Annotated in this window: 21 protein-coding genes and 3 tRNA genes; 10 read left to right on the top strand and 14 right to left on the bottom strand. The window is 68.9% G+C overall.

Going from position 1 to position 25,245, the window contains the following annotated elements:
• Window positions 1–6: 6 nt before the first annotated feature.
• The 5 genes from holA (at window position 7) to rlmH (ending at window position 6,256) form a co-directional block, all read left to right on the top strand.
• On the top strand, window positions 7–1,035 hold the full coding sequence (holA, locus tag M0G41_RS16080; protein ID WP_248210961.1) for a DNA polymerase III subunit delta: 1,029 nt from the start codon (window positions 7–9) through the stop codon (window positions 1,033–1,035).
• A gap of 48 nt (window positions 1,036–1,083) precedes the next feature.
• A complete protein-coding gene (nadD, locus tag M0G41_RS16085) occupies window positions 1,084–1,719 on the top strand; it encodes a nicotinate-nucleotide adenylyltransferase (RefSeq protein ID WP_248210964.1) in 636 nt (211 codons plus the stop codon).
• A gap of 294 nt (window positions 1,720–2,013) precedes the next feature.
• A complete protein-coding gene (locus M0G41_RS16090; protein ID WP_248210965.1) occupies window positions 2,014–5,205 on the top strand; it encodes a two-component regulator propeller domain-containing protein in 3,192 nt (1,063 codons plus the stop codon).
• Between the two features lie 147 nt (window positions 5,206–5,352).
• Window positions 5,353–5,754, top strand: coding sequence for a ribosome silencing factor (gene rsfS, locus M0G41_RS16095; protein ID WP_248210968.1), 402 nt, complete (start codon window positions 5,353–5,355; stop codon window positions 5,752–5,754).
• Between the two features lie 28 nt (window positions 5,755–5,782).
• The gene (gene rlmH, locus M0G41_RS16100) at window positions 5,783–6,256 is read left to right on the top strand and encodes a 23S rRNA (pseudouridine(1915)-N(3))-methyltransferase RlmH (protein WP_248210969.1); all 474 of its coding nucleotides are present in this window, start codon (window positions 5,783–5,785) and stop codon (window positions 6,254–6,256) included.
• 52 nt (window positions 6,257–6,308) lie between these two features.
• On the opposite strand, the gene ppsA is transcribed toward rlmH, so the two are convergent.
• A complete protein-coding gene (gene ppsA / locus M0G41_RS16105) occupies window positions 6,309–8,684 on the bottom strand; it encodes a phosphoenolpyruvate synthase (RefSeq protein WP_248210971.1) in 2,376 nt (791 codons plus the stop codon).
• A 205-nt stretch (window positions 8,685–8,889) separates the two neighbouring features.
• Between ppsA and ppsR the strand changes: the two genes are divergently transcribed.
• The 4 genes from ppsR to M0G41_RS16125 all read left to right on the top strand — a co-directional run bounded on the left by ppsR (window position 8,890) and on the right by M0G41_RS16125 (window position 10,495).
• Entirely contained in the window at window positions 8,890–9,714 is an 825-nt protein-coding gene (gene ppsR / locus M0G41_RS16110; RefSeq protein WP_248210972.1) for a posphoenolpyruvate synthetase regulatory kinase/phosphorylase PpsR, read from the top strand.
• Between the two features lie 83 nt (window positions 9,715–9,797).
• Complete coding sequence (locus M0G41_RS16115) at window positions 9,798–10,292, top strand: DUF1249 domain-containing protein (RefSeq protein ID WP_248210973.1); 495 nt, start codon at window positions 9,798–9,800, stop codon at window positions 10,290–10,292.
• Between the two features lie 43 nt (window positions 10,293–10,335).
• Window positions 10,336–10,411: transfer RNA gene (locus M0G41_RS16120), tRNA-Ala, on the top strand.
• 8 nt (window positions 10,412–10,419) lie between these two features.
• Window positions 10,420–10,495 (top strand) — tRNA-Glu (locus tag M0G41_RS16125).
• Between the two features lie 483 nt (window positions 10,496–10,978).
• On the opposite strand, the gene M0G41_RS16130 is transcribed toward M0G41_RS16125, so the two are convergent.
• The 13 genes from M0G41_RS16130 to ccmA form a co-directional block, all read right to left on the bottom strand.
• Entirely contained in the window at window positions 10,979–11,689 is a 711-nt protein-coding gene (locus M0G41_RS16130) for a substrate-binding periplasmic protein (protein ID WP_248210974.1), read from the bottom strand.
• 108 nt (window positions 11,690–11,797) lie between these two features.
• A tRNA-Leu gene (locus tag M0G41_RS16135) sits at window positions 11,798–11,884 on the bottom strand.
• 46 nt (window positions 11,885–11,930) lie between these two features.
• Window positions 11,931–12,914, bottom strand: coding sequence for a magnesium transporter CorA family protein (locus M0G41_RS16140; protein ID WP_248210975.1), 984 nt, complete (start codon window positions 12,912–12,914; stop codon window positions 11,931–11,933).
• A gap of 72 nt (window positions 12,915–12,986) precedes the next feature.
• Window positions 12,987–14,105: a homoserine O-acetyltransferase MetX gene (metX, locus tag M0G41_RS16145; RefSeq protein WP_248210976.1), complete on the bottom strand. Its 1,119-nt coding sequence runs from the start codon at window positions 14,103–14,105 to the stop codon at window positions 12,987–12,989.
• Window positions 14,102–15,343, bottom strand: a complete 1,242-nt coding sequence (locus M0G41_RS16150) for a tetratricopeptide repeat protein (protein ID WP_248210977.1) — start codon at window positions 15,341–15,343, stop codon at window positions 14,102–14,104. Before M0G41_RS16150 ends, metX begins: the two co-directional genes overlap by 4 nt.
• Complete coding sequence (locus M0G41_RS16155; RefSeq protein WP_248210978.1) at window positions 15,343–15,771, bottom strand: cytochrome c-type biogenesis protein; 429 nt, start codon at window positions 15,769–15,771, stop codon at window positions 15,343–15,345. The genes M0G41_RS16150 and M0G41_RS16155 overlap by 1 nt, the downstream gene beginning before the upstream one ends.
• Entirely contained in the window at window positions 15,768–16,301 is a 534-nt protein-coding gene (locus M0G41_RS16160; protein ID WP_248211016.1) for a DsbE family thiol:disulfide interchange protein, read from the bottom strand. Before M0G41_RS16160 ends, M0G41_RS16155 begins: the two co-directional genes overlap by 4 nt.
• Complete coding sequence (locus tag M0G41_RS16165; RefSeq protein WP_248210979.1) at window positions 16,301–18,283, bottom strand: heme lyase CcmF/NrfE family subunit; 1,983 nt, start codon at window positions 18,281–18,283, stop codon at window positions 16,301–16,303. The genes M0G41_RS16160 and M0G41_RS16165 overlap by 1 nt, the downstream gene beginning before the upstream one ends.
• Window positions 18,280–18,756: a cytochrome c maturation protein CcmE gene (gene ccmE, locus M0G41_RS16170; RefSeq protein ID WP_248210980.1), complete on the bottom strand. Its 477-nt coding sequence runs from the start codon at window positions 18,754–18,756 to the stop codon at window positions 18,280–18,282. Before ccmE ends, M0G41_RS16165 begins: the two co-directional genes overlap by 4 nt.
• Entirely contained in the window at window positions 18,753–18,923 is a 171-nt protein-coding gene (gene ccmD, locus M0G41_RS16175) for a heme exporter protein CcmD (RefSeq protein ID WP_248210981.1), read from the bottom strand. Before ccmD ends, ccmE begins: the two co-directional genes overlap by 4 nt.
• Window positions 18,920–19,669, bottom strand: a complete 750-nt coding sequence (ccmC, locus tag M0G41_RS16180) for a heme ABC transporter permease CcmC (protein WP_248210982.1) — start codon at window positions 19,667–19,669, stop codon at window positions 18,920–18,922. Before ccmC ends, ccmD begins: the two co-directional genes overlap by 4 nt.
• Complete coding sequence (gene ccmB, locus M0G41_RS16185; RefSeq protein WP_248210983.1) at window positions 19,666–20,349, bottom strand: heme exporter protein CcmB; 684 nt, start codon at window positions 20,347–20,349, stop codon at window positions 19,666–19,668. The genes ccmC and ccmB overlap by 4 nt, the downstream gene beginning before the upstream one ends.
• Entirely contained in the window at window positions 20,346–20,990 is a 645-nt protein-coding gene (gene ccmA / locus M0G41_RS16190) for a heme ABC exporter ATP-binding protein CcmA (protein ID WP_248210984.1), read from the bottom strand. Before ccmA ends, ccmB begins: the two co-directional genes overlap by 4 nt.
• 111 nt (window positions 20,991–21,101) lie before the next feature.
• On the opposite strand from ccmA, the gene M0G41_RS16195 reads away from it, so the two are divergent.
• Window positions 21,102–25,235, top strand: a complete 4,134-nt coding sequence (locus tag M0G41_RS16195; protein ID WP_248210985.1) for a S8 family serine peptidase — start codon at window positions 21,102–21,104, stop codon at window positions 25,233–25,235.
• The last annotated feature ends 10 nt before the right edge of the window (window positions 25,236–25,245 follow it).

Below are 25,245 nucleotides of genomic sequence, written 5' to 3' on the forward strand. Positions count from 1 at the left end.
CAGAGCATGCCCACCGGGCTGGCCCAGCTGGAACGTCAACTGGAGCAGGGCGGGGCGCTGGCGCCGGTCTATCTGCTCGCCGGCAGCGAGGCCTTGCTGCGGCTGGAGGCCGCCGACGCGATCCGTGCCGCGGCGAGATCACAGGGCTTTTCCGAACGCGAAGTGTTCGAAACCGACAACCGTTTCGACTGGGGCCAGCTATCCGCGGCGGCCTCGGCCCTGTCGCTGTTCGCCTCGCGCCGGCTGCTGGATGTCCGCCTGCCCACCGGCAAGCCGGGCAAGGAAGGCGCCCAGGCGATCAGTGAGTACTGCAGCAATCCGCCTCCCGACCTGTGTCTGCTGATCAGCGCCGAAGACTGGAGCAAGCAGCACGAAGGCGCCTGGGTGCGCAGCGTGGAGAAGGTCGGCGTGTTCGTGCCGATCTGGCCGCTCAAGCCCGGCGAATTGCCGAACTGGGTCGCGCGCCGGCTGAAGTCGCGTGGCGTGCAGGCCGAGCCCGACGCCGTCGCCGTGCTGGTCGAGCGCGTCGAGGGCAACCTGCTGGCCGCCGCCCAGGAGGTCGACAAGCTGGCCCTGCTCGCCAAGGGTCAGCGGCTGGATGCGGCGGCGATGCAATCCCTGGTTGCCGACAGCGCCCGCTTCGATGTCTTTGGCATGACCGAGGCCGCCCTGCGCGGCGACGCACCGCGAGCGCTGCGCATGCTGCGCGGGCTGCAGGGTGAGGGCGAAGCGATCGTGCCGTTGATGAACTGGGTGGCCGGCCAGGTCCAGCTGCTCAACCAGCTGGCCGAGGTCGAGGCGGCTGGCGGCAACGTGGCGGCGGCGATGCAGGCGGCCCGGGTCTGGGACAGCCGCCAGCCGCTCTATCGGAAGGCCCTGTCGCGGCTGGGTCTGCGCGGCTGCCAGAGGCTGCTCGCCGCCTGCGCCGAGCTGGATCGCGCGAGCAAGGGGCGCTCGGCACATGACCCGTGGTTGCTGATCGAACGCGTCCTCGCCGCGCTGTCCGAGCGCCGTGCCCAGATTCTGCTCTCTTGATCCCGCTCGCCCATCCGGGCGCCTGAGCCGGTGAGCCGGGACGCGCCCGTGCTCCTGTTCGGCGGCACCTTCGATCCGGTCCATCCGGCCCATCTCGCCATGGCCCGCGAGGCGCTGGCCCTGTGCCGGGCGGACAGTCTGATCCTGTTGCCGGCCGGTGATCCGCCGCATCGCGAGGCGCCCGGTGCGTCGGCCGAGCACCGCCTGCGCATGCTGGCGCTTGCTTGCGCGGGCGATCCGCGGCTGCGCATCGACCCACGCGAGCTGCGTCGGCCGGGACCCAGCTACAGCCTGCTCACTGCGCGCGAGTATCGCGACGAGTGTGGCGAGGACACGCCCGTGCTGCTGGTGCTGGGCGCGGATGCCGCCGCGGGCCTTGGCAGCTGGCATGGGGCGCGCGAACTGCCGGGCCTGGTGCATCTGCTGGTGCTGGCCCGTCCCGGCGCCCGCTTCGATCCATTGCTTCCCGAGCGCCTTGGCTGGCAGTCGGCGCAGGACGTGGCGTCCTTGCTCGGCTGCGCTGCCGGACGGTTTCTGCAACACACAGGTCCACTGATGGAGCACAGCGCGACCGCCGTCCGCGGCGCGCTTCGAGAAGGCGGGACGGACGAGGTCGGCCTGCTTGATCCGGCGGTGCTGGCCTATATCCGCGAACACGGTCTGTATCGATCGGGCAGCGATTGAGACGTGAGGCGGCTGCGTGCGCCGCTGGCGTCGGTCGCCGATCGCGCAGACACGAGGCAGGACACAGGCGCAGCCCGATGCCAATCGGTCGGCTCGCGAGGCTATGATCGAAGGCTCCAGCATGCGGGGTCAGCAGAACGGATGGGGCGCGGCGGGCGCGGTCGAAGGTCAATCGGTGATGTAGTGGGCCGCTTGCGCCTTGCGTTGCCGTGCCTTGCACTGCTGTCTGGGCTGGGGGCGAGCTGGGCCCAGGAGCCGCTACCCCAGCCACCGGATCCGCTGGGCTCCCGCTTTGTGCGTGTCGACTCCTCGCTCGGGCTGAGTCAGGACTCCGCGCTGTCCCTGGCCCAGGATCCGCGAGGTTATCTCTGGATCGGCACCCAGGACGGGCTCAATCGCTGGGACGGCCGGGAGATGCGGGTGTTCCGCACCGATGGCAGGCCGGGCTCGATCGGTTCTAACTGGATCTCGAGCCTGCTGGTCGACGCTGGCGGCCGACTCTGGGTGGGAACCAGCGCCGGGTTGTTTGTGCACGACGCCACCACCGAGACCTTCCTGCCGGCCGACCTGGATCTGCCCTCCGACCGGCATGTCTATGACCTGGCCTTGGCCCGCGACGGCGAGGTCTGGACAGGCAGCAGCGCCGGGCTTGAGCGCTGGCGCGCCATGGAGGGCGCAGACCTTGTCGCGGAAGGGGCACTGCTGTTCGCCCCCGCGGAGGACCCCCGGGTGCGTGCCATCGAACCCGATGGTTCGGGCCGCCTCTGGCTGGCCTACGGCAGCGGCGTGCATCTCTTCGACCCCCGGACCGGCAGCACCGAAGCGACGCCCGGGACGCTGAGGGCTTTCGACGAAGTGGTCAACGACCTGCTGCAGGATTCTCGCGGCAGATTGTGGATGGCCGGCGATGTCGGAGGGGTCAGCCTGTACGACCCGCAGGCGGAGTCGGTCAGAAGCCCCCCTGCGCTGGCCGGAACGCGCAGCTACGCGCTGGCGGAAACAGAGGAGGGTTGGCTGTGGATCGGGACGGAGAGCACGGCGATCGCCCTGGAAGTAGTGCGCGATGACTGGGCTCCCGGGGACATCCACGTCCACGAGCACCGCCCGCTCGATGCGGGCAGTGTGGGCCGGGGCCGCGTCCGCTCGCTGCTGAGCACCGACGGCGAGGGTATCTGGCTCGGCACCTGGGACGGCGGTGCCAGTGGTCTGCATCCCGAGCGCTCGCGGATGCTGAGCATGACGCCGTACACCCCCGGCAGCGAGGCCCTGCGCCATCCGGCCGTTCTCGCCCTGGTCGAATCCGAGGGCGCATTCTGGCTGGGGACGATGGACGGTGTGTATCGGACCGACGGCAGCGGTCTACGGCCCCGGCTGATTCCCGGCAGCGAATCGATCAGCGCCTATTCGCTGCATGTGACGGCGGATCGAATCCTGGTGGGTAGCGCTTCCGGACTGATGCAGTTCAACCGGGAGAACGGGACCTGGCAGGCGCTCACGATCGACGCCCTGCGCGGCGCACGCATCCGCAGGTTGCGCCAGATCGACGACGCCCTGTGGCTGTATGCCGAGTCGCGGGGGCTGGCCGTGCTCGACGCCCGGACCTTCGACATCCGTGAGGACCATGCGCTGCCGGCGACCATCCACCATATCCAGCCGGTCGGTGACGATCTGGTCGTGGTGTCGGCCAGCAACGGCCTGCACTGGTTCTCCCGAGACGGCCGAGAACATCGCCATCTCACCCCGGTCGACCCGTCGGGCGACGCCGCGCAGCAGAGCATCGCCGGACGCCCGAGCAGCGTGCTGCAGGATGCCGAGGGCAGGCTGTGGGTGACGCTTTATGGCGCGGGCCTGGCGCGCATGCTGTGGAGCCCGGGGCAATCGCCCGAGGCGGCCCGCTTCCCGCTCATCCTCGCGCCGCCCAGACTGGCCAACGCGGGGGTCAATCTCGGGCTGTCAGACGCCAAGGGATACCTGTGGCTGGCCACCGACCGCGGGATCAGCCGGTTCGCGCCGCGGTCGGAGGAGGTGGTCAATTTCGATCGCAGCGATGGCGCGTTGGGTCGAGGTTATTACTACTCGGCCGGGGCCGATCTGGGCGGGCGCCTGTTCGCCGCAGGCAGCAAGGACGGCTATACGCTGCTCGAGCCTGGCGACGGTCCGGATCGACGACCCGCCCGGCGTCCCTTGCTCACTGCGATCGAGGTCGACGGTCGCCCGCTGCGTGTCGACGGGGGCGGCAGCGGTGGTCTGCAGAAGGCGCCGGCCTACCTCGACTCGTGGTCCCTGCAAGCCGGCGCCGGACGCAGCCTGATCTTCCGCTTCGCGAGCCCGGAGCTCCTGCGCCCCTCGCACATGCACTATCGGGTTTTGCTCGAGGGCTTCGATCCCGACTGGCAGCAGGTCGACGGCGCGCGTGGAATGGTCGCCTACGGCAATCTGCCGCCGGGTCACTACATCCTTCGGCTGCAGGCTGTCAGGCGCAGCGGCGAGATGAGCGAGGTCACTTCGCTGAATGTGCATGTGATGCCGTTCTGGTGGCAGACCTGGCCAGCGCGGATCGCCGCGGCCCTGATCCTGCTCCTCGCCGGCGTGCTCGCCTATCGCGCACGGGTGACGCACCTTCGCCAGCGGCAGGTCGAACTGGAGACCCGGGTGGCCGAGCGGACCCGGGCGGCGGAGACGGCCCGGCTGGATGCCGAGCGGGCGCTGGCCGAGCTGCACTCGACCCAGACCGAGCTGATCCGCTCGGAAAAGCTCTCGGCCCTCGGACAGCTTGTGGCCGGCGTCGCCCACGAGGTCAATACGCCGCTCGGCGTGGTCCTGACCGCCAGCAGCCATCTTTCCGGGGCCATCGCCGAGATGCGCCGCCGGATGGAGGAAGGCGGCATTTCGCGGCGCGATTTCCAGGCCTTCCTCGATGCAACCGCCGAGGGCAGCCAGCTGATCCAGCGCAACATCGAGCGGGCTGCCGACCTGGTGCAGAGCTTCAAGCAGGTGTCAGTGGACCGCAGTTCCGACGGCAGGCGGCGCTTCGTGCTCGCCCAGTTCCTGGCCGATCTCACCACCAGCCTGCGGCCACTCTGGCGGCACCGCCCCGTGACCCTGCGCATCGACTGCGACGAGGAGCTGGAGATGGACAGTTTTCCCGGTGCGCTTGGCCAGGTGCTGACCAATCTGGTGCAGAACTCCCTCCTCCATGCGTTCCAGGGCGAGGTCCCCGGGGAGATGCGCATCGAGGCCAGCGTGCTGGAACCGGGGCGGCTGCGCCTGCGCTATGCGGACAACGGCCGGGGCATGAGCGAGGCGACCGCGGCGCGCGCCTTCGAACCCTTCTTCACCACCCGGCGAGGCGGCGGGGGCACCGGCCTTGGCCTGCACATCGTCCACAACCTGGTCCGGGAGAAGCTCGGCGGCAGCCTGCGCATGGACACCCACCCCGACACCGGCACCCGGTTCGAGATCGATCTCCCCTGCAATGCACCCTAGCGTCCCGGCGCCATCCCGGCGGCGGGCCAGAGCCCGTCCCGCTCCGCGGAGGAGCCCGGCAGGGCCTATACTGTTGCCGATGTCGTGGGATCGGCCCACGGCCCGCCAGGACTTCGAGGACCTGCCCATTTGACACCACGCAGCGCAATGCCCGCCCGTTCCAAGCCCGCCAGCAAGCTGGCGCCCACCGCCGCCCTGCAGGCCTCCGTCGAGCGGGCGCTGGATGACCTCAAGGCCAAGGACGTCCGCATCATCGATGTCCGCGGCAAGACCGGCGTCACCGACTTCATGGTCGTCGCCTCCGGCACCTCCAGCCGTCACGTCAAATCGATCGCCGACGAAGTGATCAAGCAGGCCAAGGATATCGGCCAGCCGCCCCTGGGCGTCGAAGGCGAACGCGAGGCCGAGTGGGTGCTGGTCGATCTCGGCGATGTGGTTGTCCACGTCATGCTTCCCAGGGTCCGCGAGTTCTACGGTCTCGAGCGCCTGTGGACTGTCGGCGATGCCGATGCCGAAGCCGAGGACGAGACGGCCGAGAAACACGCCTGAGCGCTGTGGCTCTTAGCGCTTCGTTGAGTTGAAGGCCCGCCTGATCGCCGTTGGCACGAGCATGCCCGCCTGGGTGCAGGAGGGCTATGCCGAGTACGTCAAGCGGCTCTCGCACTGGCTGCCCCTTGAACTGGTCGAAGTCACCCCCGGCACGCGCGGCAAGGGTCGCGACGCCCGGCGCGCGATGGAAGACGAGGGTGAACGGGTGCTGGCGGCGGTCGGCAAGGGCGCCCGGATCATCGTGCTGGATGGCGGCGGGCGCGGGCACAGCTCCGAGCGGCTCGCCCTGCGCATGGAGGCCTGGCGTGGCATGGGGCAGGACCTTGCCTTCCTGATCGGTGGGCCGGAAGGCCACGCCCCGGCGGTGCTGGGCGCGGCGGCCGAGTCCTGGTCGCTCGGCCCGTTGACCCTGCCGCATCCGCTGGTGCGGGTGGTGCTGGCCGAACAGCTCTACCGGGCGGCGAGCATACTCGCCAACCACCCCTACCACCGCGGCGGCTAGCCGCGGAACCCGGCGAGCGCCCGGAGACCTTGCGGCCCCGGGCACCTCGGCCTCAGTGGGCGCGCTTGTGTTTGGCCAGGCGCAACCAGGTGTCGACGACGGTATCCGGGTTCAGCGATACCGATTCGATGCCCTGGTCCATCAGCCACTCGGCAAGGTCGGGGTGGTCGGAAGGGCCCTGTCCGCAGATTCCGATGTACTTCCCGCGCCGCTTGGCCGCGCTGATCGCCATCGACAGCAGGGCCTTGACCGCCGGGTCGCGCTCGTCGAACAGATCTGCGACGATCGCCGAGTCGCGGTCGAGACCAAGGGTCAGCTGGGTCAGGTCGTTGGAGCCGATCGAGAAGCCATCGAAGAGGTCGAGGAAGGCGTCTGCCTGCAGGGCGTTGGAGGGCAGCTCGCACATCATGATGAGCTTGAGTCCGTTCTCGCCCTGCTTGAGTCCGTTTTCGGCCAGCACCTCGATCACCCGTCGCCCCTCGGCCACCGTGCGTACGAAGGGAATCATGACCCAGGCATTGGTCAGCCCCATCTCGTCGCGCACGCGCTTCATGGCCCGGCATTCCAGGGCGAAGCAGTCGGCGAAGCCCGGATCGACATAGCGGCTGGCGCCGCGGAAGCCGATCATCGGGTTCTCCTCCTCAGGCTCGTATCGGCGGCCGCCGATCAGATTGGCGTACTCGTTGGACTTGAAGTCGGAGAGCCGGACGATCACCGGATTCGGCGCGAAGGCCGCGGTCAGCGTGGCGATGCCCTCGGCCAGACGGTCGACGTAGAACTGCACCGGATCGCCATAGCCCGCCATCCGCTCATCGATGCGCCGGCGGGTCTCGGCGTCCTGCCGCGAGTACTCGAGAAGTGCCTTGGGGTGCACGCCGATGTGGCTGTTGATGATCATCTCGAGGCGGGCCAGTCCAACGCCCGCGTTCGGCAGCATGGCGAAGTCGAACGCACGCTCGGGGTTGGCGACGTTCATCATCACCTTCAGCGGCGCCGGCGGCATGTTTCCGAGGTCGGTGACGATGCGTTCGAAGGGTAGGGTTCCCTCGTAGACGAAGCCGGTGTCACCCTCGGCGCAGGACACGGTGACCTGGTCACCATCGCGTACGCTGTCCAGCGCATTGCCGCAGCCGACCACCGCCGGCACGCCCAGTTCGCGGGCGATGATCGCCGCGTGGCAGGTGCGTCCACCGCGGTTGGTGATGATGGCGGCGGCGCGCTTCATCACCGGCTCCCAGTCCGGGTCGGTCATGTCGGCCACCAGCACGTCGCCGGGCTGCACCTGGTTCATCTCCGAGACGCTGCGGATCACCCGGGCCACGCCCGAACCGATCTTGTTGCCGATGGCGCGGCCCTCGATGAGCACCTCGCCACGCTCGACGAGGTGGAAGCGTTCGATCTGCGTGGCGTGCGAGCGCGAGCGAACCGTCTCCGGACGCGCCTGGACGATGTAGATCTTTCCGGTGATGCCGTCCTTCGCCCATTCCACATCCATCGGGCGACCGTAGTGCTTTTCGATGGTCAGCGCCTGGCGGGCCAGCTCTTCGACATCGGCGTCACTGATCGAGAAGCGCTGCTGCAGCTCGACCGGGGTGTCCTCGTTGCGCACGCGCTCGCCGGGCCGGTCGGAATAGACCATTCGGATCAGCTTGCTGCCGAGCTGGCGGCGCAGGATCGCTGGCCGGCCGGCAACCAGGTTCGGCTTGTAGGCGTAGAACTCGTCGGGGTTCACCGCGCCCTGGACCACGTTCTCGCCCAGGCCGTAGCTGGAAGTGATGAAAACTGCGTCGCGGAAGCCCGACTCGGTGTCGAGCGTGAACAGCACGCCCGAGGCGCCGACGTCGGAGCGCACCATCAGCTGCACCCCGGCCGAGAGAAACACGTCTTCATGCTTGAAGCCGTGGTGCACGCGATAGGCGATGGCGCGGTCGTTGTACAGCGAGGCGAACACTTCCTTGGTCTTGTGCACGACGTCGTCAGCGCCGCAGACATTGAGGAAGGTCTCCTGCTGGCCGGCGAAGCTGGCATCGGGCAGGTCTTCGGCAGTGGCCGAGGAGCGCACCGCGACGGCGATGTCGGCCGCACCGGCCTGCTCGCAAAGGCGGGCATAGGCGCTGCGGATGTCGGCGTCCAGTTCGGGCTGCAGCGGGGCTTCGATCACCCAGCCGCGGATCTCGGTGCCTGCGGCCACCAGGGCGTCCACGTCCTCGACGTCGAGCCCCTTCAGTCGCCCATAGATGCGGTCGTGCAGGTCGTTGTGGGCGATGAAGGCGCGGAAGGCATCGGCGGTCGTGGCGAAGCCGCCCGGCACCGACACCCCCAGTCCGGCAAGGTGGCCGATCATCTCCCCCAGCGAGGAGTTCTTGCCGCCCACCTGGGCGAGATCGGTTAGGCGCAGGCTGTCGAGCCAGAGGATGTTGGCGGTCACGGATCCACTCCGAAGCAGGGGAGCTGAGGGTCGACGGACAGCGGGCAGGGCCGGCCGCGGTCGGCGAAAGCGCAATTTTGCGGCCCATTGACCCCGCATACAAGCTTGATTTTCCTTGGAATGCCGCGGTGCAGCAGGTCCGCGCGGGCTGGGCAGCGGCCAGCTTTGCGTTCAGACTCGGCGCCGGGACTTCAAAGGAGTGGGCATGAACGATTCGGCGCGACGGGTGTTCTTCGTATCGGACGGCACGGGCATCACAGCGGAGACCATCGGCCACAGCGTGCTGACCCAGTTCTCCGGCGTGTCCTTCATCACCCAGCGCCTGTCCTTCGTCGACAACGAGGACAAGGCGAGGGAGGCCGCCGAGCGCATCCAGCGGATCCACGAGCAGACCGGCGAGCGCGCCATCGTCATCAATACGGTGATCGAGCCCGACCTCGGCGCCATCATCGCCAGCAGCGGCGCGCTGATCCTCGACGTCTTCGCCCCCTTCATCGAGCCGCTGCAGAACGAGCTGGGCGTGCCGCGCCAACCGCGCGTCGGCCAGGCCCACGGTCTGGTCAACATGGCCGAGTACGAGGCGCGCATCAATGCGACCAACTATGCGCTCAGCCACGACGATGGTGTCGACCTCGACTACAACGACGCCGAGGTCATCCTGGTCGGTGTGTCGCGCTCGGGCAAGACGCCGACCTGCCTGTATCTCGCCCTGCATTTCGGCATCCGTGCCGCCAACTATCCCCTGACCGACGACGATCTCGACGCGGCCGAGTTGCCGCGCAAGCTGCGCGCGCATCGGCGCAAGCTGTTCGGACTCACCATCGATCCGGAGCGGCTCAGGCAGGTGCGCGAGGCGCGCCGGCCGAACAGTCGTTATGCGACGATCGAGCAGTGCCGCTTCGAGGTCCAGGTGGCCGAGCGGCTGTTTCGCCAGGAGAACATTCCGATGCTCTCCACAACGCATACTTCCATCGAGGAAATCGCCAGCAAGCTGATGAGCGCGCTGGGCATCGAAAGGGACATGTTCTAGGCCCGCAAGGTGCCCCGTCAAGCTCGGGAAAACCCCGCTGTGACGGCACTTTGCGCGACGGACCTGCGTGCTATCCTCGGGCCATGAGCAGCGAGGAAACCAGCGCGATCCGGATGAGCCGATTCGGCTTCCTGATGGGTCTCTACGCGGAGAACTTCCTCCGCATGGAGCGGGTGTTCGGCCTCCCGGAGCAGGTCGGCGACTATCTGGTTTCGAGCATCGACGACGGTCTCGATCTTCACCTGCAGATCATCGAGCGGCATCCGTACACGCTCGAGCTCAAGCTGACCTACGGACTGATCGATCCGCTGACCGGCGAACCGGACCCGTCTGCCCACCTGCGCATCTATCGCGATGCGCGCATGGCCGAGGTCACCCATTGCTACGCCGGCAAACGCTGGCAGGATGTGCTCGGCCTCGATGCGCCGGCGCGCACGGTCGTCGGCCACCGCCTGCGCATGAACGTGTTCCTGTCGAAGTGGCTGGAGTACCTCGGCGACCAGGGCCATTCGCCGTTCACCCTGCGCCTTGGCAGTGCCGATGAGATTCTCGACAACAAGACGGCTCAAACCGCTTGACGATGATTTGGACGCTCCCTACAATGCGCGCTTTCCAGTTCGCGGGGCCATAGCTCAGCTGGGAGAGCGCTACAATGGCATTGTAGAGGTCGCCGGTTCGATCCCGGCTGGCTCCACCAAGAAAGACGTCCCCATCGTCTAGAGGCCTAGGACACAACCCTTTCACGGTTGCGACCGGGGTTCGAATCCCCGTGGGGACGCCAACAAACAACCCGCCCGAAAGGCGGGTTTTTTGTTGCCTGCGATCCGGCGGCGACCCGTGTCGTGATCCGCGGTGAACGCGCAGCGCTCCGGTTCCGCACCTGTGCGCTCCTGCGGTCGGGCTTCGCTGCAAGTCAGGACTTGGGTCGAAGCCGCGGGCGTGCGGACGCGAACGATGGGCGCAAAGCAGACATTCATAAAGAAGACATTCATAGGGTGCGGCTGGCCGCACCGGGCGTACCGTCCGAACGCCCGTATCGGTGCTTCCAGGACGCACCCTATGGGGCTTCGCTGACGCCCAACGAAGCCTGACTGTGGGAGCGCACTTGGGCGCGACCGCGGCGTGGCGTGTTCACCACAGACCGCGGCCGGAGCGAATCTCCGCGGTCGCGGCCATGTCCGCTCCTACGAAGAGCCCGCCCGATCCGGGGCAGTGGCGAACGTCCGCTCTGCGCCCGAAACGCCCATCGCGCTGCTTCCGATCGCTACTGGCCGCCCCCGGCCAGTCCGGTATTGATCACCCGCCGCGCCTCGGTGCCGCTGGGGGTGCGGGCGAAGACCACGTGCAGCTTCTTGTCCTCGAGCAGCTTCGAATTCATCTTCAGCTGGTCGCCCTTGCCGCGCAGCTCCGGCGCGGTGCGCACCAGATAGTCCAGGACCAGGGAATCGACCACCGCCGCGGGCACCTTCTTCTGCGCGACCTTGAGGATGTTCTCGAGATCGGTAGCCGACGCTTCGGTCTTGATGGTTCCGGCCGCCACCAGCTGGTCGAACTTCGCCGTGTTCACATAGCCACTGACCACGCCGATGGTGTGGACGGAGAGATTCTCGACCGTGGACCATTCGATCGGCGCCGAGACGTGTTCGACCAGGCCAAGCGGACCGGTACCGATCGGTCGCGAGAGGTCGAAGTCCTTGAGCACCTCTTTCGAGTAGTACTCCGGGAAGTAGCCGTCGAACCTGCCCTCGCGGGTAGCCTCCACCGCCTCCTCCCAGGGCAGGAAGCTCACCTCAAGCCGGTAGCCTTCGCGCTCCACGGCCTTGCGCACGGTGGCCGTCGCGGTGCCGCCTTCGTGCAGGTCCTTGCCGGTGTACGGCGGCCAGTCCAGCGAGGCGAGGCGGATGGTCTTGTCCTGCGCCAGTGGTCCCGCGGCGCAGCAGAGCAGGGCGGTAAGCAGCAGAATCCTGAGCCCCATGGCGCACCCCCGAGTCATCCTGGAGAACCTCAGGGTAGACCCGGGTCGGGCGCATCGCGATGGGGAAGTCCCTGAGCGCGACCACGTCTGCGCCCGGAAGAACAAGTATGGTGCCGAAGGGGGGAATCGAACCCCCACGATATCGCTATCGGCGGATTTTGAGTCCGCTGCGTCTACCAGTTCCGCCACTTCGGCAAGGGCGCCGATTATAGGGCAAGCGACGACGGCGGAAGCGTCCGGGTCAGAAGAATCGCGAGCGGCGCATGAAGACCAGGATGAGCACCACCATCACCGCGCAGACCGCCCAGAAGATCGGGTATCCGTAGCGCCACTGCAGCTCGGGCATGTTGCTGAAGTTCATGCCGTAGATACCGACCAGGAAGGTCAGCGGCAGGAACACCACGCTCACCGTGGTCAGTCGCTTCATGGTCAGGTTGGTGCGGTGGCTGACCATCAGCATGTAGAGGTTCAGCGACTCGGAGAGGATGTCGCGATCCACCATCAGGTCCTGCAGCAGGTGCTCGACGGTGCCGACCATGTTGCCAAGAAAGCCCTGGGTCGCCTCGCTGATGAAGATCGACTTGCGCGTGGACAGCTCGCTGAGCACGGCACGCGCCGGCAGCAGTACCTTGCGGAAGTGCAGCAGGTCCGAGCCCAGCGAGGAGAAACGGGCGAAGACCGCGTCATCGACCTTGCCCCGGCCCAGTTCCTGCTGCATGGCCTCGACCCGCTCCTCCATCTCCTGCTGCACCTCGAGATAGTTCTCGAGCAGGTGGTCCCACAGCTCGTAGACCAGGAAGCTGGGGCTCCTGGCGAAGCGCAGGAAGTCGGCGTGGTAGTCGCGGCGCACCGATTCCAGGAACAGCACCGGTCCGCGGTGGATGGTGGCGAGGAAGCGCTCGCCGATGACGATGTCGACCCGCTCCAGCTCGACCCGGGCGCCGCTCGGACGGCAGCCGGACACGACGACGTGCAGGTAGTCGTCATAGCGTGCGTGGCGGGTCAGGGCGTCGCCGGACAGTGCATCCTCGATCACTGCGTCACTGATCAGGCCGATGCGCTGCAGCGGGTCGCGGACGTCCTGGGCGCGGCCGGCCTGTACATCGATCCAGACAAAGCGGCCGGCGCCGACCGCTGCGGCGACCTCTTCCAGCTGCAGTTCGCGTTCCTGCTTGGCCTCGAAGTCGAACTCGACCAGCCGGATCCGGCAATCGTCGGCGGCCACCTGCGGGCTCCCGGTTTTCCCCGTGGCCGTTCTACACCAGCGCGCAGCCCTTGCCCAGCCGCGCGGCAAGGCTCAGCGGGCGAGCTCGCCCAGGAAGCTGCCGATCGCGCCGCCGAAGTTCTCGATGTCGACCAGGAAGGCGTCGTGGCCCTGCGGGCTGTCCAGCGGTACGAAACGCGAGTCGGCGCCGCCCCTTGCCAGCCCTTCGGCGATCTCTTCCTGCTGCTGCAGGGGAAACAGGATGTCGGTGCTGACACCGATCGCCAGGCAGCGCTCCAGCCGGATGCCGGCCAGCGCCGAGGCGGTGTCCGTGCCGCAGCAGTCGCCGATGTCGAACCAGTCCATCGATCGGCTGAGGTAGAGGTAGCAGTTCGGGTCGAACTGGCGGATGAAACGCTGGGCGTGGCCCTCCAGGTAGGACTCGACCTGGAACTCGAAGCCGAAGGGATCATCCGGGCGCTGCTCGCTGTCCAGGCGCACGCGGCCGAAGCGGCCGTCCCACTCCAGCGAGGAGCGATAGGTCACCACACCCAGCTTGCGCGCGATGCGCATGCCCGAATCGGGATAGTGCTCATCGTCGTAGTCGCCGCCGTTCCAGCGTGGATCGAGGCGGATCGCCTCGCGCTGCAGCGAGCGGATGGCGATGGAGAAGGGCAGGGCGCGGGCAGCACCGGAGACGTTGATGTGGGTGCGGGCGATGCCGGGATGCAGGGCGAGCAGGGCCAGCGCGCTCATTCCGCCCATCGAGCAGCCGATGACGCAGGCCAGCTGGCCGATGCCGAGGCTGCGCACGAGCAGGGCGGCAGCGCGCGCGCCGTCCTCGATCGACAGCGGTGGAAAGTCGAGCCGGTAGGGCGCTTCGCCTTCGGCCCGCGCTGACGCCGGGCCCGTCGAGCCCTTGCAGCTGCCGAGAGAGTTGGGGCAGATGACGAACCAGCGGTCGGTGTCGATCGGCTTTCCGGGCCCGATCATCGCCTCCCACCAGCCGGGATCGGGGTTGTCCGCATGGCTTGCCGCGTGAGCGCTGGGCGAGAGGCCGGTGAGGATCAGCACCGCGTTGTCGCCGGCTTCGCTCAGCTGGCCCCAGGTCTCGAAGGCCAAGCGCGCACCAGTCAGTTCGCCGCCCCGTTTCATCGGGAAGGGCGCGGGCAGTGCGAAGAAGCGCGTGCCTGGGCTGATGAACTCGGTCACTCCACCACCGTGTCGATGGTCAGCCGCACCGGCTCGCGCGTGCTGTTCGGCAGCGCCGGACTCAGGCCTTCCAGGTCCCCCGGCTGCGGGATGGCCTGGCCGCTGGAGGAGACGCGCGCGCCGACCACCACCTGCGGCATGGTCGAGAGCTTGAGTGCCGGCATCATGCTGTGGCTGTCGTCGAGAATCACCGTCGCCGGCAGGTTGGCGGCCGGCAGACGCTGGATGGCGAGCGGCATGCGCGAGCCCTCGGCCGGGCGAGCGAATACGAAGAGCACGTCGCTGGCCTTCAGCCGCTCGCGCAGGGCGGGGGCGATATCGACGGTGACGGTCAGCCGCGGGCCATCGCCCTCGGCCGCTGCGGCCGGTGCCGGTTCGGGCGCGCCGTCGGTGCCGGCCGGCGAATCGGCCAGCGCGGTGGATTGCCGGGCCGGCGGCAGGCCGGCTGCCTGGCGGGCGCCCTCGATCTGCTCGTCCAGGGCGCGTACGGCCGAGAGGTCGGATGAGATGAGCTGGCGAAGCGTCTCCCAGCGATCGACGGCTTCCTTGGGCCGGCCGCCCTGCATGGCGGCGACACCGAGCAGCCAGATGCCGCGCTGATGGTCGGGCTGCAGCTCGACCGCCTTGCGGATCATCTCAAGCGGTTCACCCTCGATGCGCCGGCGCGGCGCCGACAGGGCCTGGGCCTCGGCGTACTCGATCATCACGTCGGGATTGTCCGGGGCGAGGCGCCAGGCCTGCGACAGGGCTTCCTTCGCCGGCTCGAACCGCTCCATGGACTTGTAGGCGCGACCCAGCAGCAGCCAGCCCTCCGGGTTGTCCGGCTCGTTGCGCAGCCGTTCGGCCAGGCCCTGCACGGCCTGCTCCATGTCCGGAGGCGGGGCGCCCTCGGTGTCGGCCTGTGCGCTCGCGGCCGTGGGCGCCCCCCGGGTCGCCTCGCCGTCCAGGGCGCGTGGCTCGCCAAGATGGAAGTAGAGCAGGGCGGCTGAGAGCGGCAGCAGCAGGGCGAGCCCCGCGGCGGCGCCGCGTGCCGGGGGCGCCGAGGCTGGCTCGCCGACGTCCAGCGCGCCCAGCTTCTTCCGATACTCCTGTTCGTCCAGCAGGCCGGCCGCGTGGGCATCGGCCAGCACGCGCTCGGCCCGCCGCCGGCGTCGCAGGCCGCCATCGCGGACCAGCGGCATCAACACGAACAGCAGGGCCGCAGCGGTCATCGCCGCGATCAGGATCCAGAAAACCATTACCACTCCTGGGAGTCGTCGACGGGAGGCAGCTTGCTGCCAAGGGCCGCGGCGCGGCGGCGGATAATCACCGTCACGGCCACGAGTCCGGCGAGCAGGACCACGCCAGGGCCCAGCCAGAGCATCAGGGTGTCGGAGCGCACCGGCGGGTTGTAGAGCACAAAGTCGGTGTAGCGCTCGACGAGGAAGGCCTTGATCTCCTCGTTGCTCTTGCCCGCATGCATCAGGTCGAGCACCTCGCGGCGCAGGTCCTGGGCGATCATCGCATTGGAGTCGGCCAGCGACTGGTTCTGGCACATGACGCAGCGCAGCTCGGCGGTGAGCTGACGGAAGCGCTCCTCCTCGGCCGCGTCGCGGAAGGGCAGCGGGTCGATGGCCAGCGCCAGCGGACTGAGCAGAAGCAGCCCCCACATCACCCAGCGTTTCATCGACGCGCGCCCTCCAGTCTCGGAATGATCTCCTCGCGCACGGTGTCCCAGGTCACCGGCCCCACGTGCTTGTACAGCACGATGCCCTGCGCATCCACCAGGAAGGACTCCGGCGCGCCGTAGATGCCCCAGTCGATGGCGCGGCGGCCGTCGGCGTCGACGATGATCGTCTCGTAGGGATCGCCGAACTGGCGCAGCCAGCGGGCGGCCTCCTCGGGCTCGTCCTTGTAGTTGTAGCCAATCACCCGGACGATGCCGCGCTCGGCCATCTCGGTGATGATCGGGTGTTCGAGCCGACAGGCCGGGCACCAGCTGCCCCAGACATTCAGCAGATAGGGCTGTCCGCGCAGGTCCTCGTTGCTGACCAGGCGCTGCGGATCGCGGAAGTCCGGCAGTGAAAAGCCTGGCGCCGGCTTGCCCACCAGAGGCGAGGGAATGGCGTTGGGATCACGCTGCTCGCTGAGGCGGATGCCGGCATACAGCAGGCCGGCCAGCGCCAGGAAGACCACGAAGGGCAGCCAGCGACGGATCATGCGCGGGCGCCGGCGGGCTGCATGGCGCCGACCTCGCCGAGGTCGACCTGGTCGACGCGGCGAAAGCGCCGGTCGGCCGCGGCCACGAAGCCGCCGAGCATCATCATCAGGGCGCCAAGCCAGATGCAGCGGATCCAGGGCTTCACGTAGACGCGCAGCGCCCAGCTGTCCTGGCCAGCCTCGTTCTGGCCCAGGGGCTCACCGAGCGCGACATACAGGTCGCGGCTGAGACCGGGATCGATCGCCGCCTCGGTCATGATCTGGCCACCGCTGGCATAGGCACGCTTCTCGGGATGCAATTCGGCGATCACCTTGTCGTTCCTGAGCACCGTGACCGTGCCGCGGTCGGCCTTGAAGTTCGGTCCCTCGCGCGGCTGCACGCCGTCGAAACGGAAGGTGTAGCCCTGGATCTCGATCGACTGGCCACGCGCCAGGGCCACGTCCTTCTCGACGCTGGTGCCCTCGGTGAACATCACGCCCAACACGAAGACACCCATGCCGGCGTGGGCGAGCAGCATGCCGACCATTTCGGCCGGAAAGCGTCGCCCCTTGCCCCTGTAGCCGAGCCGCTGGCGGATGTAGAGCGCAGTGCCGACCAGCAGCCACGCCGCGCCGGTCAGGGCGGCGAGGCTCTTGGCGTTCACCGGGTCGACCCACCACAGGCTGAGCAGCAGGGCCACCACGACCGCGGACAGGCCCAGGCGCAGCAGCGGGGTGAACCGGGAGATCTCCTCGCGCTGCCAGCGGGCCAGGGGGCCGAACGGCATCAGCACGACCACTGGCAGCATCAGCGCAATGAACAGGGCGCTGAAGTAGGGCGGCCCGACCGAGATCTTGCCCCAGCCCAGGGCGTCGTGGAGCAGGGGGTACAGGGTGCCGATCAGCACCATGGCCGCCGCGGCCGAGAACAGCAGGTTGTTGAACAGGATCAGCGATTCGCGCGAAACGGCGGCGAAGGGCTTGCCCGCGGCCACCTTCGGCGCGCGCCAGGCATACAGCATCAGCGAGCCGCCGACCACGACGCCGAGGAAGGCCAGGATGAACAGGCCACGCTCGGGGTCCGAGGCGAACGCGTGCACCGAGGTCAGGACGCCGGAGCGGACCAGGAAGGTGCCGAGCAGGGACAGCGAGAACGCCGCGATCGCCAGCAGCAGGGTCCAGCCGCGGAAGCTGCCACGCTTTTCGGTGACCGCCTGCGAGTGGATCAGGGCGGTACCGACCAGCCAGGGCATGAAGCTGGCGTTCTCCACCGGATCCCAGAACCACCAGCCGCCCCAGCCCAGCTCGTAGTAGGCCCACCAGCTGCCCAGCGCGATGCCGAGCGTCAGGAAGCCCCAGGCGACATTGGTCCACGGCCGCGACCAGCGCACCCAGCGGTTGTCCATCTCGCCGCCCAGCAGGGCGGCGATGGCGAAGGCAAAGGCCACCGCGAAGCCGACATAGCCGGCATAAAGCATCGGCGGGTGGATGATGAGCCCCGGATCCTGCAGCAGAGGATTGAGGTCGCGGCCCTCGGCCAGTGCCGGGATGTGCCGCAGGAAGGGGTTGGAGGTCAGCAGCGTGAACAGCAGGAAGCCGACGCTGACGATGCCCATGATGGCCAGCACGCGGGCCACGACCGGCTCCGGCAGGCTGCGGCTGAAGGCGGCCACCGCGACGGTCCAGCCGGCGAGGATCAGCACCCACAGCAGCAGCGAGCCCTCGTGCGCGCCCCAGACCGCCGAGAAGCGGTAGGCGACCGGCAGCAGCGAGTTGCTGTTCTGTGCCACGTAGGCGACCGAAAAATCCTGGACCACGAAGGCGGTGGTCAGGGCGCCGAAGCTGATGGCGATGAAGGTGAATTGCCCGTAGGCCGCGCTTCGCGCCACGGCCATCAACGGTGCCCGGCCGGTGTGCGCGCCGATCAGCGGCAGGGTGGACTGGACGATTGCCAGGATCAGTCCGAGGATCAGGGCAAACTGGCCGAGCTCGGGGATCATGGCTGGCCGCCTCCCTGGGCCGCTTCAGCAGCCTTCAGTTGGGCCGCCTTGGCGTGGGATTCGGCAATCTTCTCGGCCACTTCGGGAGGCATGTAGGTCTCGTCGTGCTTGGCCAATACCTCGTCGGCGACGAACACGTCGCCCTCGAGCCGGCCGCGGGCGATCACGCTCTGGCCCTCGCGGAACAGGTCGGGCAGGATGCCGCTGAAGCGCACCGGGAAGTCCTGCACCCGGTCGGTGATCGCAAAGCCCACCTCGAGCGTGCCCTGCTTACGCTTCACGCTGCCCTCCTTGACCACTCCGCCGAGGCGGAACACGGCCTCGGAGGGCACGCTGCCCTCGCGGGCCTCGCTCGGGGTGTGCAGGTAGCTCATGTTCTGCTGCAGGGCCTGGGTGATCAGCACCGCGGCGACGGCGGCGCCGGCCAGCACCAGGCCAGCCAGCAGGAGTCGTTGCTTGCGTACCGGATTCATGTCTTCTGCCTTGCGGCTTCCCGCCGCTGTCTTGCCTGCGCCGCGCGCAGCGCGGCGCGCTCGCGGATCCGCGGTGCGAGGGCGTCCCAGCCAAGCAGCACCAGAAAGAGGGCGTAGCTGGTCCAGACGTAGAACCCGTAGCCGCCCATCGACCAGAAATCGCTCATTGCCCGCGCTCCATCAGCCGCCGTACCCACTCCTTGCCCGACTCCATCTCGACCAGCGCCGCGCGGGTGCGCCGCAGCAGGGAGCCGGCGAACCAGAGCTTGGTGCCCAGCGCCATCAGCAGCAGCGGCGGCAACATGGCCGGGTCCATGGTCGACTGGCCGAACAGCTTGATCGTGCTGCCCTGGTGCAGGGTATTCCACCAGACCACCGAGAAGTGGACGATCGGCACGTTGACCACGCCGACCAGGGCCAGGAAGCAGGCCGCGCGCGCAGCGGCGCGGCGGTCCTCGATCGCGGCGTACAGGCCGATCACGCCGAGATACAGGAACAGCAGGACCAGCTCCGAGGTGAGCCGGGCATCCCAGGTCCACCAGGTGCCCCACATCGGCTTGCCCCAGAGCGAACCGGTGGCCAGGCACAGGGCGGTAAAGGCGGCGCCGATCGGTGCGCAGCACATGGCCAGCTGCTCGGAGAGCTTGATCCGCCAGACCAGGGCGATAAAGGCGTTCACCGCCATCACCGCATAGATGAACAGGCTCATCCAGGCCGCCGGCACGTGGACGAAGAGAATGCGGTAGCTGTCGCCCTGCTGGTAATCGGGCGGGACCACCCAGAGCGCCTGGTACAGGCCCCAGAGCATCAGCGGCAGCGAGGCGCCGATCAGCCAGGGCGCCCAGCGACTGGCGAACTGATGAAAGCGGGGAGGGGAGCCGAGCTGGTGGAACCAGAGCAGTACGGGATTCATGTCAGCGCTATTCGCAGGGCGGTGGCGGCCGCCAGCGGTGCCAGCACGATGGCGAGGGCGAGGCCCGCCCCCAGCATCAACCAGGCACCGACGAAGGGCAGGCCGGCCGCTGCCGCCGCCACGCTGCCCGCACCGAAGATCAGCACGGGCACGTACAGAGGCAGCGCCAGCAGGGCGAGGAGCATACCAGAGCGCCGCATGCCCACGGTCAAGGCGACGACCACCGCACCCAGCAGGGACAGCAGCGGCGTGCCGAGCAGCAGCGAAACGAGCAGCACGGGCAGCAGGTCGGCGGGCAGGTAGAGCAGCTGGGCCAGCAGGGGCACGGCCAGCAACACCGGCACCGAAGTGGTCAGCCAGTGCACCAGGACCTTGGCCAGCACCAGCAGCCAGAGCGGCTGCGGCGCCAGCAGGAACTGCTCCAGGCTGCCGTCCTCGAGGTCGCTGCGGAAGAGGGTGTCCAGGGCCAGCATCCCGGCCAGCAGCACGGCGACCCAGATGATTCCCGGGGCGATCCCGCGGAGCAGCTCCGGACGCGCGCCCAGGGCCAGCGGGAACAGCATGATTACCAGCAAGGCGAACAGCACCGGCTGCGCGGCATCGCCGCGACGACGCCAGAGCAGGCGCAGGTCACGGCCGCAGAGCGCGGCGAATCCGGCGGCCATGCCCGGCGCGCTCATCGGCGCGGTCCCAGGTGCAGCACGCGGGTGCGATAGGCGCCGGTGGCGTAGGCGCCATGGCTGGTGATCAGGGCCGCGCCGCCGCCGTGCAGGTGACGCTCCACCAGATCGTTCACCAGGGCGATGCCGGCGAGGTCGAGATTGGCGAACGGCTCGTCGACCAGCCACAGCCGGGGGGCGGTCAGGCGCAGCCGGGCCAGGGCCAGGCGCTTGCGCTGGCCAGCGGACAGGCTGCGCGCCGGCTGGTCCTCGTAGCCGGCGAGACCGGCCTCGGCGAGACAGGTTTCGGGCTCGGCGCCGGGCCGGCGACCGAACAGGCGGGCGGCAAATTCCAGGTTCTCCAGGCAGCCCAGCTCGGCCTTGTGCGCCAGGGCATGGCCGAGCAGGGCGGCCTGTCCGCGCGGTCCCAGCCCGCTCTGCGCCGAACCGGGATAGCGGATGCTGCCGGCCTGGGGCGACAGCAGTCCGGCCAGCACCCGCAGCAGGGTGGTCTTGCCGCTGCCGTTGTCGCCTTCGACCAGCAGGGCCTCGCCGGCCTCCACCTGCAGGTCCACCGGGCCGAAGATCGGCTCGTCGTTGCGCGCGTAGGACAGGCCGTGGGCTTCGATCAGCGGGGCGCCGGGGGCGATGGGGTCGGTCATTGGCGCCGGATGCTACGGAGGGTCGGCGCGGCTGTCACGCGCGGAGATTTCATTGGAGGCCCGCGCCATGCCGTTTAGACTCGGGGGTTGAACTGCCCGTACGGAAATCCGATGCCCAGACCCATCGCCACCCTGATCCTGCTTGCCGCCGCCACCCTGGCCCCTTGTGTGAATGCAGCGCCGGCCGCCGGGGAAGCGGACTACATCGTGATCCTCGATAGCGCGCCGATTGCCAGCTTCCGCGGCCCCGGGGACGATCCCAGGCTGAAGGCGGCGGGCCTGAAGGCGACCAGTCCGGCGGCCACCGGCGCGCGTCGGCTGGACATGAAATCGGCCGAGGTGCTGGCCTATCGGTTCTTCCTGCAGGCCGAGCGCGAGGCCGTCAGGGCCAGCGCGGAGTCGGCCCTGGGCCGGGCCCTTCATCTCGGCTTCGAGTACGACGTCGCCCTGCACGGGTTCACCACCGCGCTGAGCGCCGAGGAGGCCGAGAGGCTGCGCTCTCTGCCCGGGGTCGCCCTCGTGCAGGAGGACTGGGTCGACCGTCTGCAGACCGACGCCGGGCCAGCCTGGATCGGCGCCGATGCGATCTGGAACGGCCAGGCCGGTACCGCCACCCGTGGCGAGGGCGTCGTCGTGGGCATCGTCGATTCCGGCATCAACTCGGGGCACCCGTCGTTTGCCGAGGTCTCGCCGGGCGATGGCTTCCGTCACAGCAATCCGCGCGGCCAGCGCTACGGGGTTTGCCTGACCCAGCCCACGCTCTGCAACGACAAGCTGATCGGCATCCATGATTTCTCGATCTGCACCGGCACCCACTCCGGCAACGGCTGCGACGACCGTGAGCCCAATGATGGCTCCGATCCCGATGGCCACGGCACCCACGTGGCCGCCACTGCGGCCGGCAACGTGCTCGACACCACCCTTAACCTGTCCGGCGGCATCTCCGCCCAGCTGCGCCTGAGCGGCGTGGCGCCGCGCGCCAACCTGATCGCCTACAAGGCCTGCGAGGACGAGGAAACCTGCCGTGGCAGCTGGCTGGTCGCGGCCATCAACCAGGCGACCGCCGATGGCGTCGACGTCTTCAACTACTCGATCGGTGGTTCGATCGGCACCAGCACGCCTTGGACCACCGGCGACTCGCTGGCCATGCTCAACGCGGTCGAGGCCGGCGTGGTCGTGGTCACCTCGGCCGGCAACGGTGGTCCCGGTCCCGGCACGGTCTCGCGCCCGGCCGATGCGCCCTGGGTCGTCTCGGTGGCCAACAGCTCGCATGATCGCGCCATCGCCAATCGCCTGGTCGACCTCACCGGCGGCAGCACCGCGCCGCCCAATGGCGGCGTGCTGGTCGGCGACGCCTTCACCGGCGGCTACGGTCCGGCCGACCTCGTCGTACCGACCGACTTCCCCCTCTGCAGCCAGGGGCAGGGCCTCGATTCGCCGCCGACCGGCGCCAGCAACCCCTGGCCAGCCGGGCGGTTCAATGGCCAGATCGTGGTCTGCCTGCGCGGTATCACCGCGCGCGTGGCCAAGAGCAACAACGTGCGCCTGGCCGGCGGCGGCGGCATGGTCCTGGTCAACCAGGCCGCCGAGGGCGAGAGCACGGTGGCCGACGAACACAGCATTCCGGCGACCCATATCGGCTTCAGCGACGGCCAGCGTTTCCTGCAGTGGCTTGGGTCGGGAAGCGGCCACCGCGGCCGTCTCGAAGGCACCCGGGTCATCTCCGACCCGCTGCGCGGCGACGTACTGAACGCATCCAGCAGCCGTGGACCGATCGCCAACGACTACCTCAAGCCCGATGTCTCGGCCCCGGGCACCTCGGTGCTGGCCGCAGCCGGCACCGGCAACGGCTTCCGCTTCCTCACCGGCACCTCGATGGCCTCGCCGCACGTCACCGGGCTGGTGGCCCTGCTGCGCGCCCAGAATCCGGATTGGTCGGTTGCCGACGTGCAGTCCGCCGTGCGCAGCACCGCCGTCGATTCGATCACCCTGACCCGCGGCGGAGTCCAGGCCTCCCCGCTCGAGCAGGGCACGGGCCGCGTGGAGGCGCCCGCCGCCGCGGCGATGGGTCTGTCCTTCCCCCTCGATGGTGCCAGCCTGCGCGCTTCGAACCCGGCCCAGGGCGGGTCGCCGCGCAGCCTGAACCTGCCGTCCCTGTTCGACAACGATTGCCGCGAGTCATGCAGCTTCCGCCGCACGGTCAGCGACCGCGTCGGCGGTGGGCGCTGGCGGGCGGTCGTCGAAGCGCCGCAGGGTATGGAGGTCAGCGTGCAGCCGGCGAGTTTCACCCTTGCCGCGGGCGCCAGCCAAGCGCTGGATTTCACCGTGCGGATCAACAGCACCAGCCTGCTCGGCACCCACGCATCGGGGCGTGTCGTGCTGCAGCCGGTCGACGCCCAGGACGCGCCGTTGGCCGCGCCCAGCCCCAGCGCCATCCCGGTCACCGTGTTTGCCAGCGTCGGCGACGTGCCGGCCTCGATCAATCTCGACACCTCGCTGGATCGTGGCCAGGCCGATGCGGCACTGACCGGGCTGGTCGCCCTCGATGACATCAGCGTGGCCGGCACCGAACTGGTCGCGCCAGAGCGCACCGAGCGCGACCTGCAGGCCGATCCGACCCGTGACTCGCCCTACGACGGCAACGGCAACGGCGCCTTCTTCACCCTCGTCGGTCCGTCCGCCACGAGCGCCGGCGGCCGCTTCGTGCTGCGCGCGCGGGCCAGTTCGGAGACAGCGGGGGATATCGATCTCTACGTCGGCCGCGACGACGATCGCGACGGTCAGCCGGATGAGAACGAGGAACTGTGCACTTCCACCGCGCCGGATGCGTCGGAGTTCTGCGAGATCGAGGTCGCCGCGGCTGCCTCGGATCGCTTCTGGGTCCTGGTGCAGAACTTCACTGCCGGTTCCACCGGCACCGACCGCGTGGTGCTGTCCACCAGCTTCGTTGACCTCGCCCCGCGCAACGACGAACTCGTCGTCACGGCACCGGCCAGCAGCGCAAGCGGGCAGCCGCTCGACCTGCGTTTTGCCTGGAATACCCCGGACCTGCTGCCAGGCGAACGCCGCGAGGGCTTCCTGCTGCTGGCAGCGGGCGAGGGCGGACGTACCCTGCTGCGCGTGCCGGTGGCGCTGAGCCGCGGCACGGAGCCCGGCGTCGCGCCGCGGCTGCTGGCCAATGGCGATCGCCTCGACCTGCGCCTGTCTGCAGGGGCTGCGGCGGAAAGCCTGGCCATCGACGTGCCGCCGGGCGCCGGTTCGCTGCGCGCCAGCATCGAGGGCACCGGTGATGTCTCGCTGCACCTGTCGCGCGTGCCGTTCCCTGCCGGGCCGGCCCTCGGCGTTGCGCCGCCGCGCGAACAGGCTGTGCTGAGCGCCACCGGCAGCGGTGCCACCCGCTCCCTGGTCGCCAATCCCGGCAACGGGCTGCAGGCCGGTCGCTGGTACATCACTCCGAGCAACACTGGCAGCACGGTGGCCGACTTCAATCTCTCGGTCGAGCTCAGCGGCAGCAGTGCATCGCGGCCGCGGGTCGGTGCCTACTTCAATCCGCTGCGCGACGGTGCCGGTGCCTTCCTGTTCGAAGCCGCCGGCAGCTGGGGCCTGCTCTGGTACACCTACCTCGAGGACTCCACGCCGACCTGGTACATCGCCTCCGCACCGCCGCCGGCTGCGGGTGAAGGGCAGTGGCGCGCCGACCTGTTCCGCGCCCGCTGGAACGGCAGCGAAGCGCCGCTCACCGACGTAGGCGAAGTCGTGGTGACCCTGGATGCCAGCGAAAGCCTGCAGTTCGGCTGGAACCTCGACGGCGCCAGCGGCTCCGAGCGTTACCTGTTCATCGATGGCGGCGGCTGCGCGGTGCGCAACGGCGCCCCGTTCGACATCAACGGCTTCTGGTTCAATCCCGCCCAGCCGGGCTACGGCTACAGCGTCAACGCCTTCCCCGGGGTCGAAACCAACGGCGCCTACTTCTTCGACGATCGTGGCATCGCCCGCTGGGCGCTCGGCTCGGTGGCGCCGTTCGGCGGTGACACCCTGCGCTTCGAGCAGCGCCAGGGCAGCTGCCCGTCCTGCACCTACGCACCGCCGCTGGTGCCGGGCGACATCGGCCAGCTGGTCCGTCGCTACGACAGCGAAGGCAGCGGCAACATGAGCATCGACCTGCAGCTGCTGCCTCCGATGTCCGGCCGCTGGCAGTTCGATACCCCGGTGCAGAAGCTCACCTCGGATACCGGGTGCAACTGAACATGGACTT

This window comes from Pseudomarimonas salicorniae (genome assembly GCF_023156535.1).
Classification (GTDB): Bacteria; Pseudomonadota; Gammaproteobacteria; order Xanthomonadales; family Xanthomonadaceae; genus Pseudomarimonas; species Pseudomarimonas salicorniae.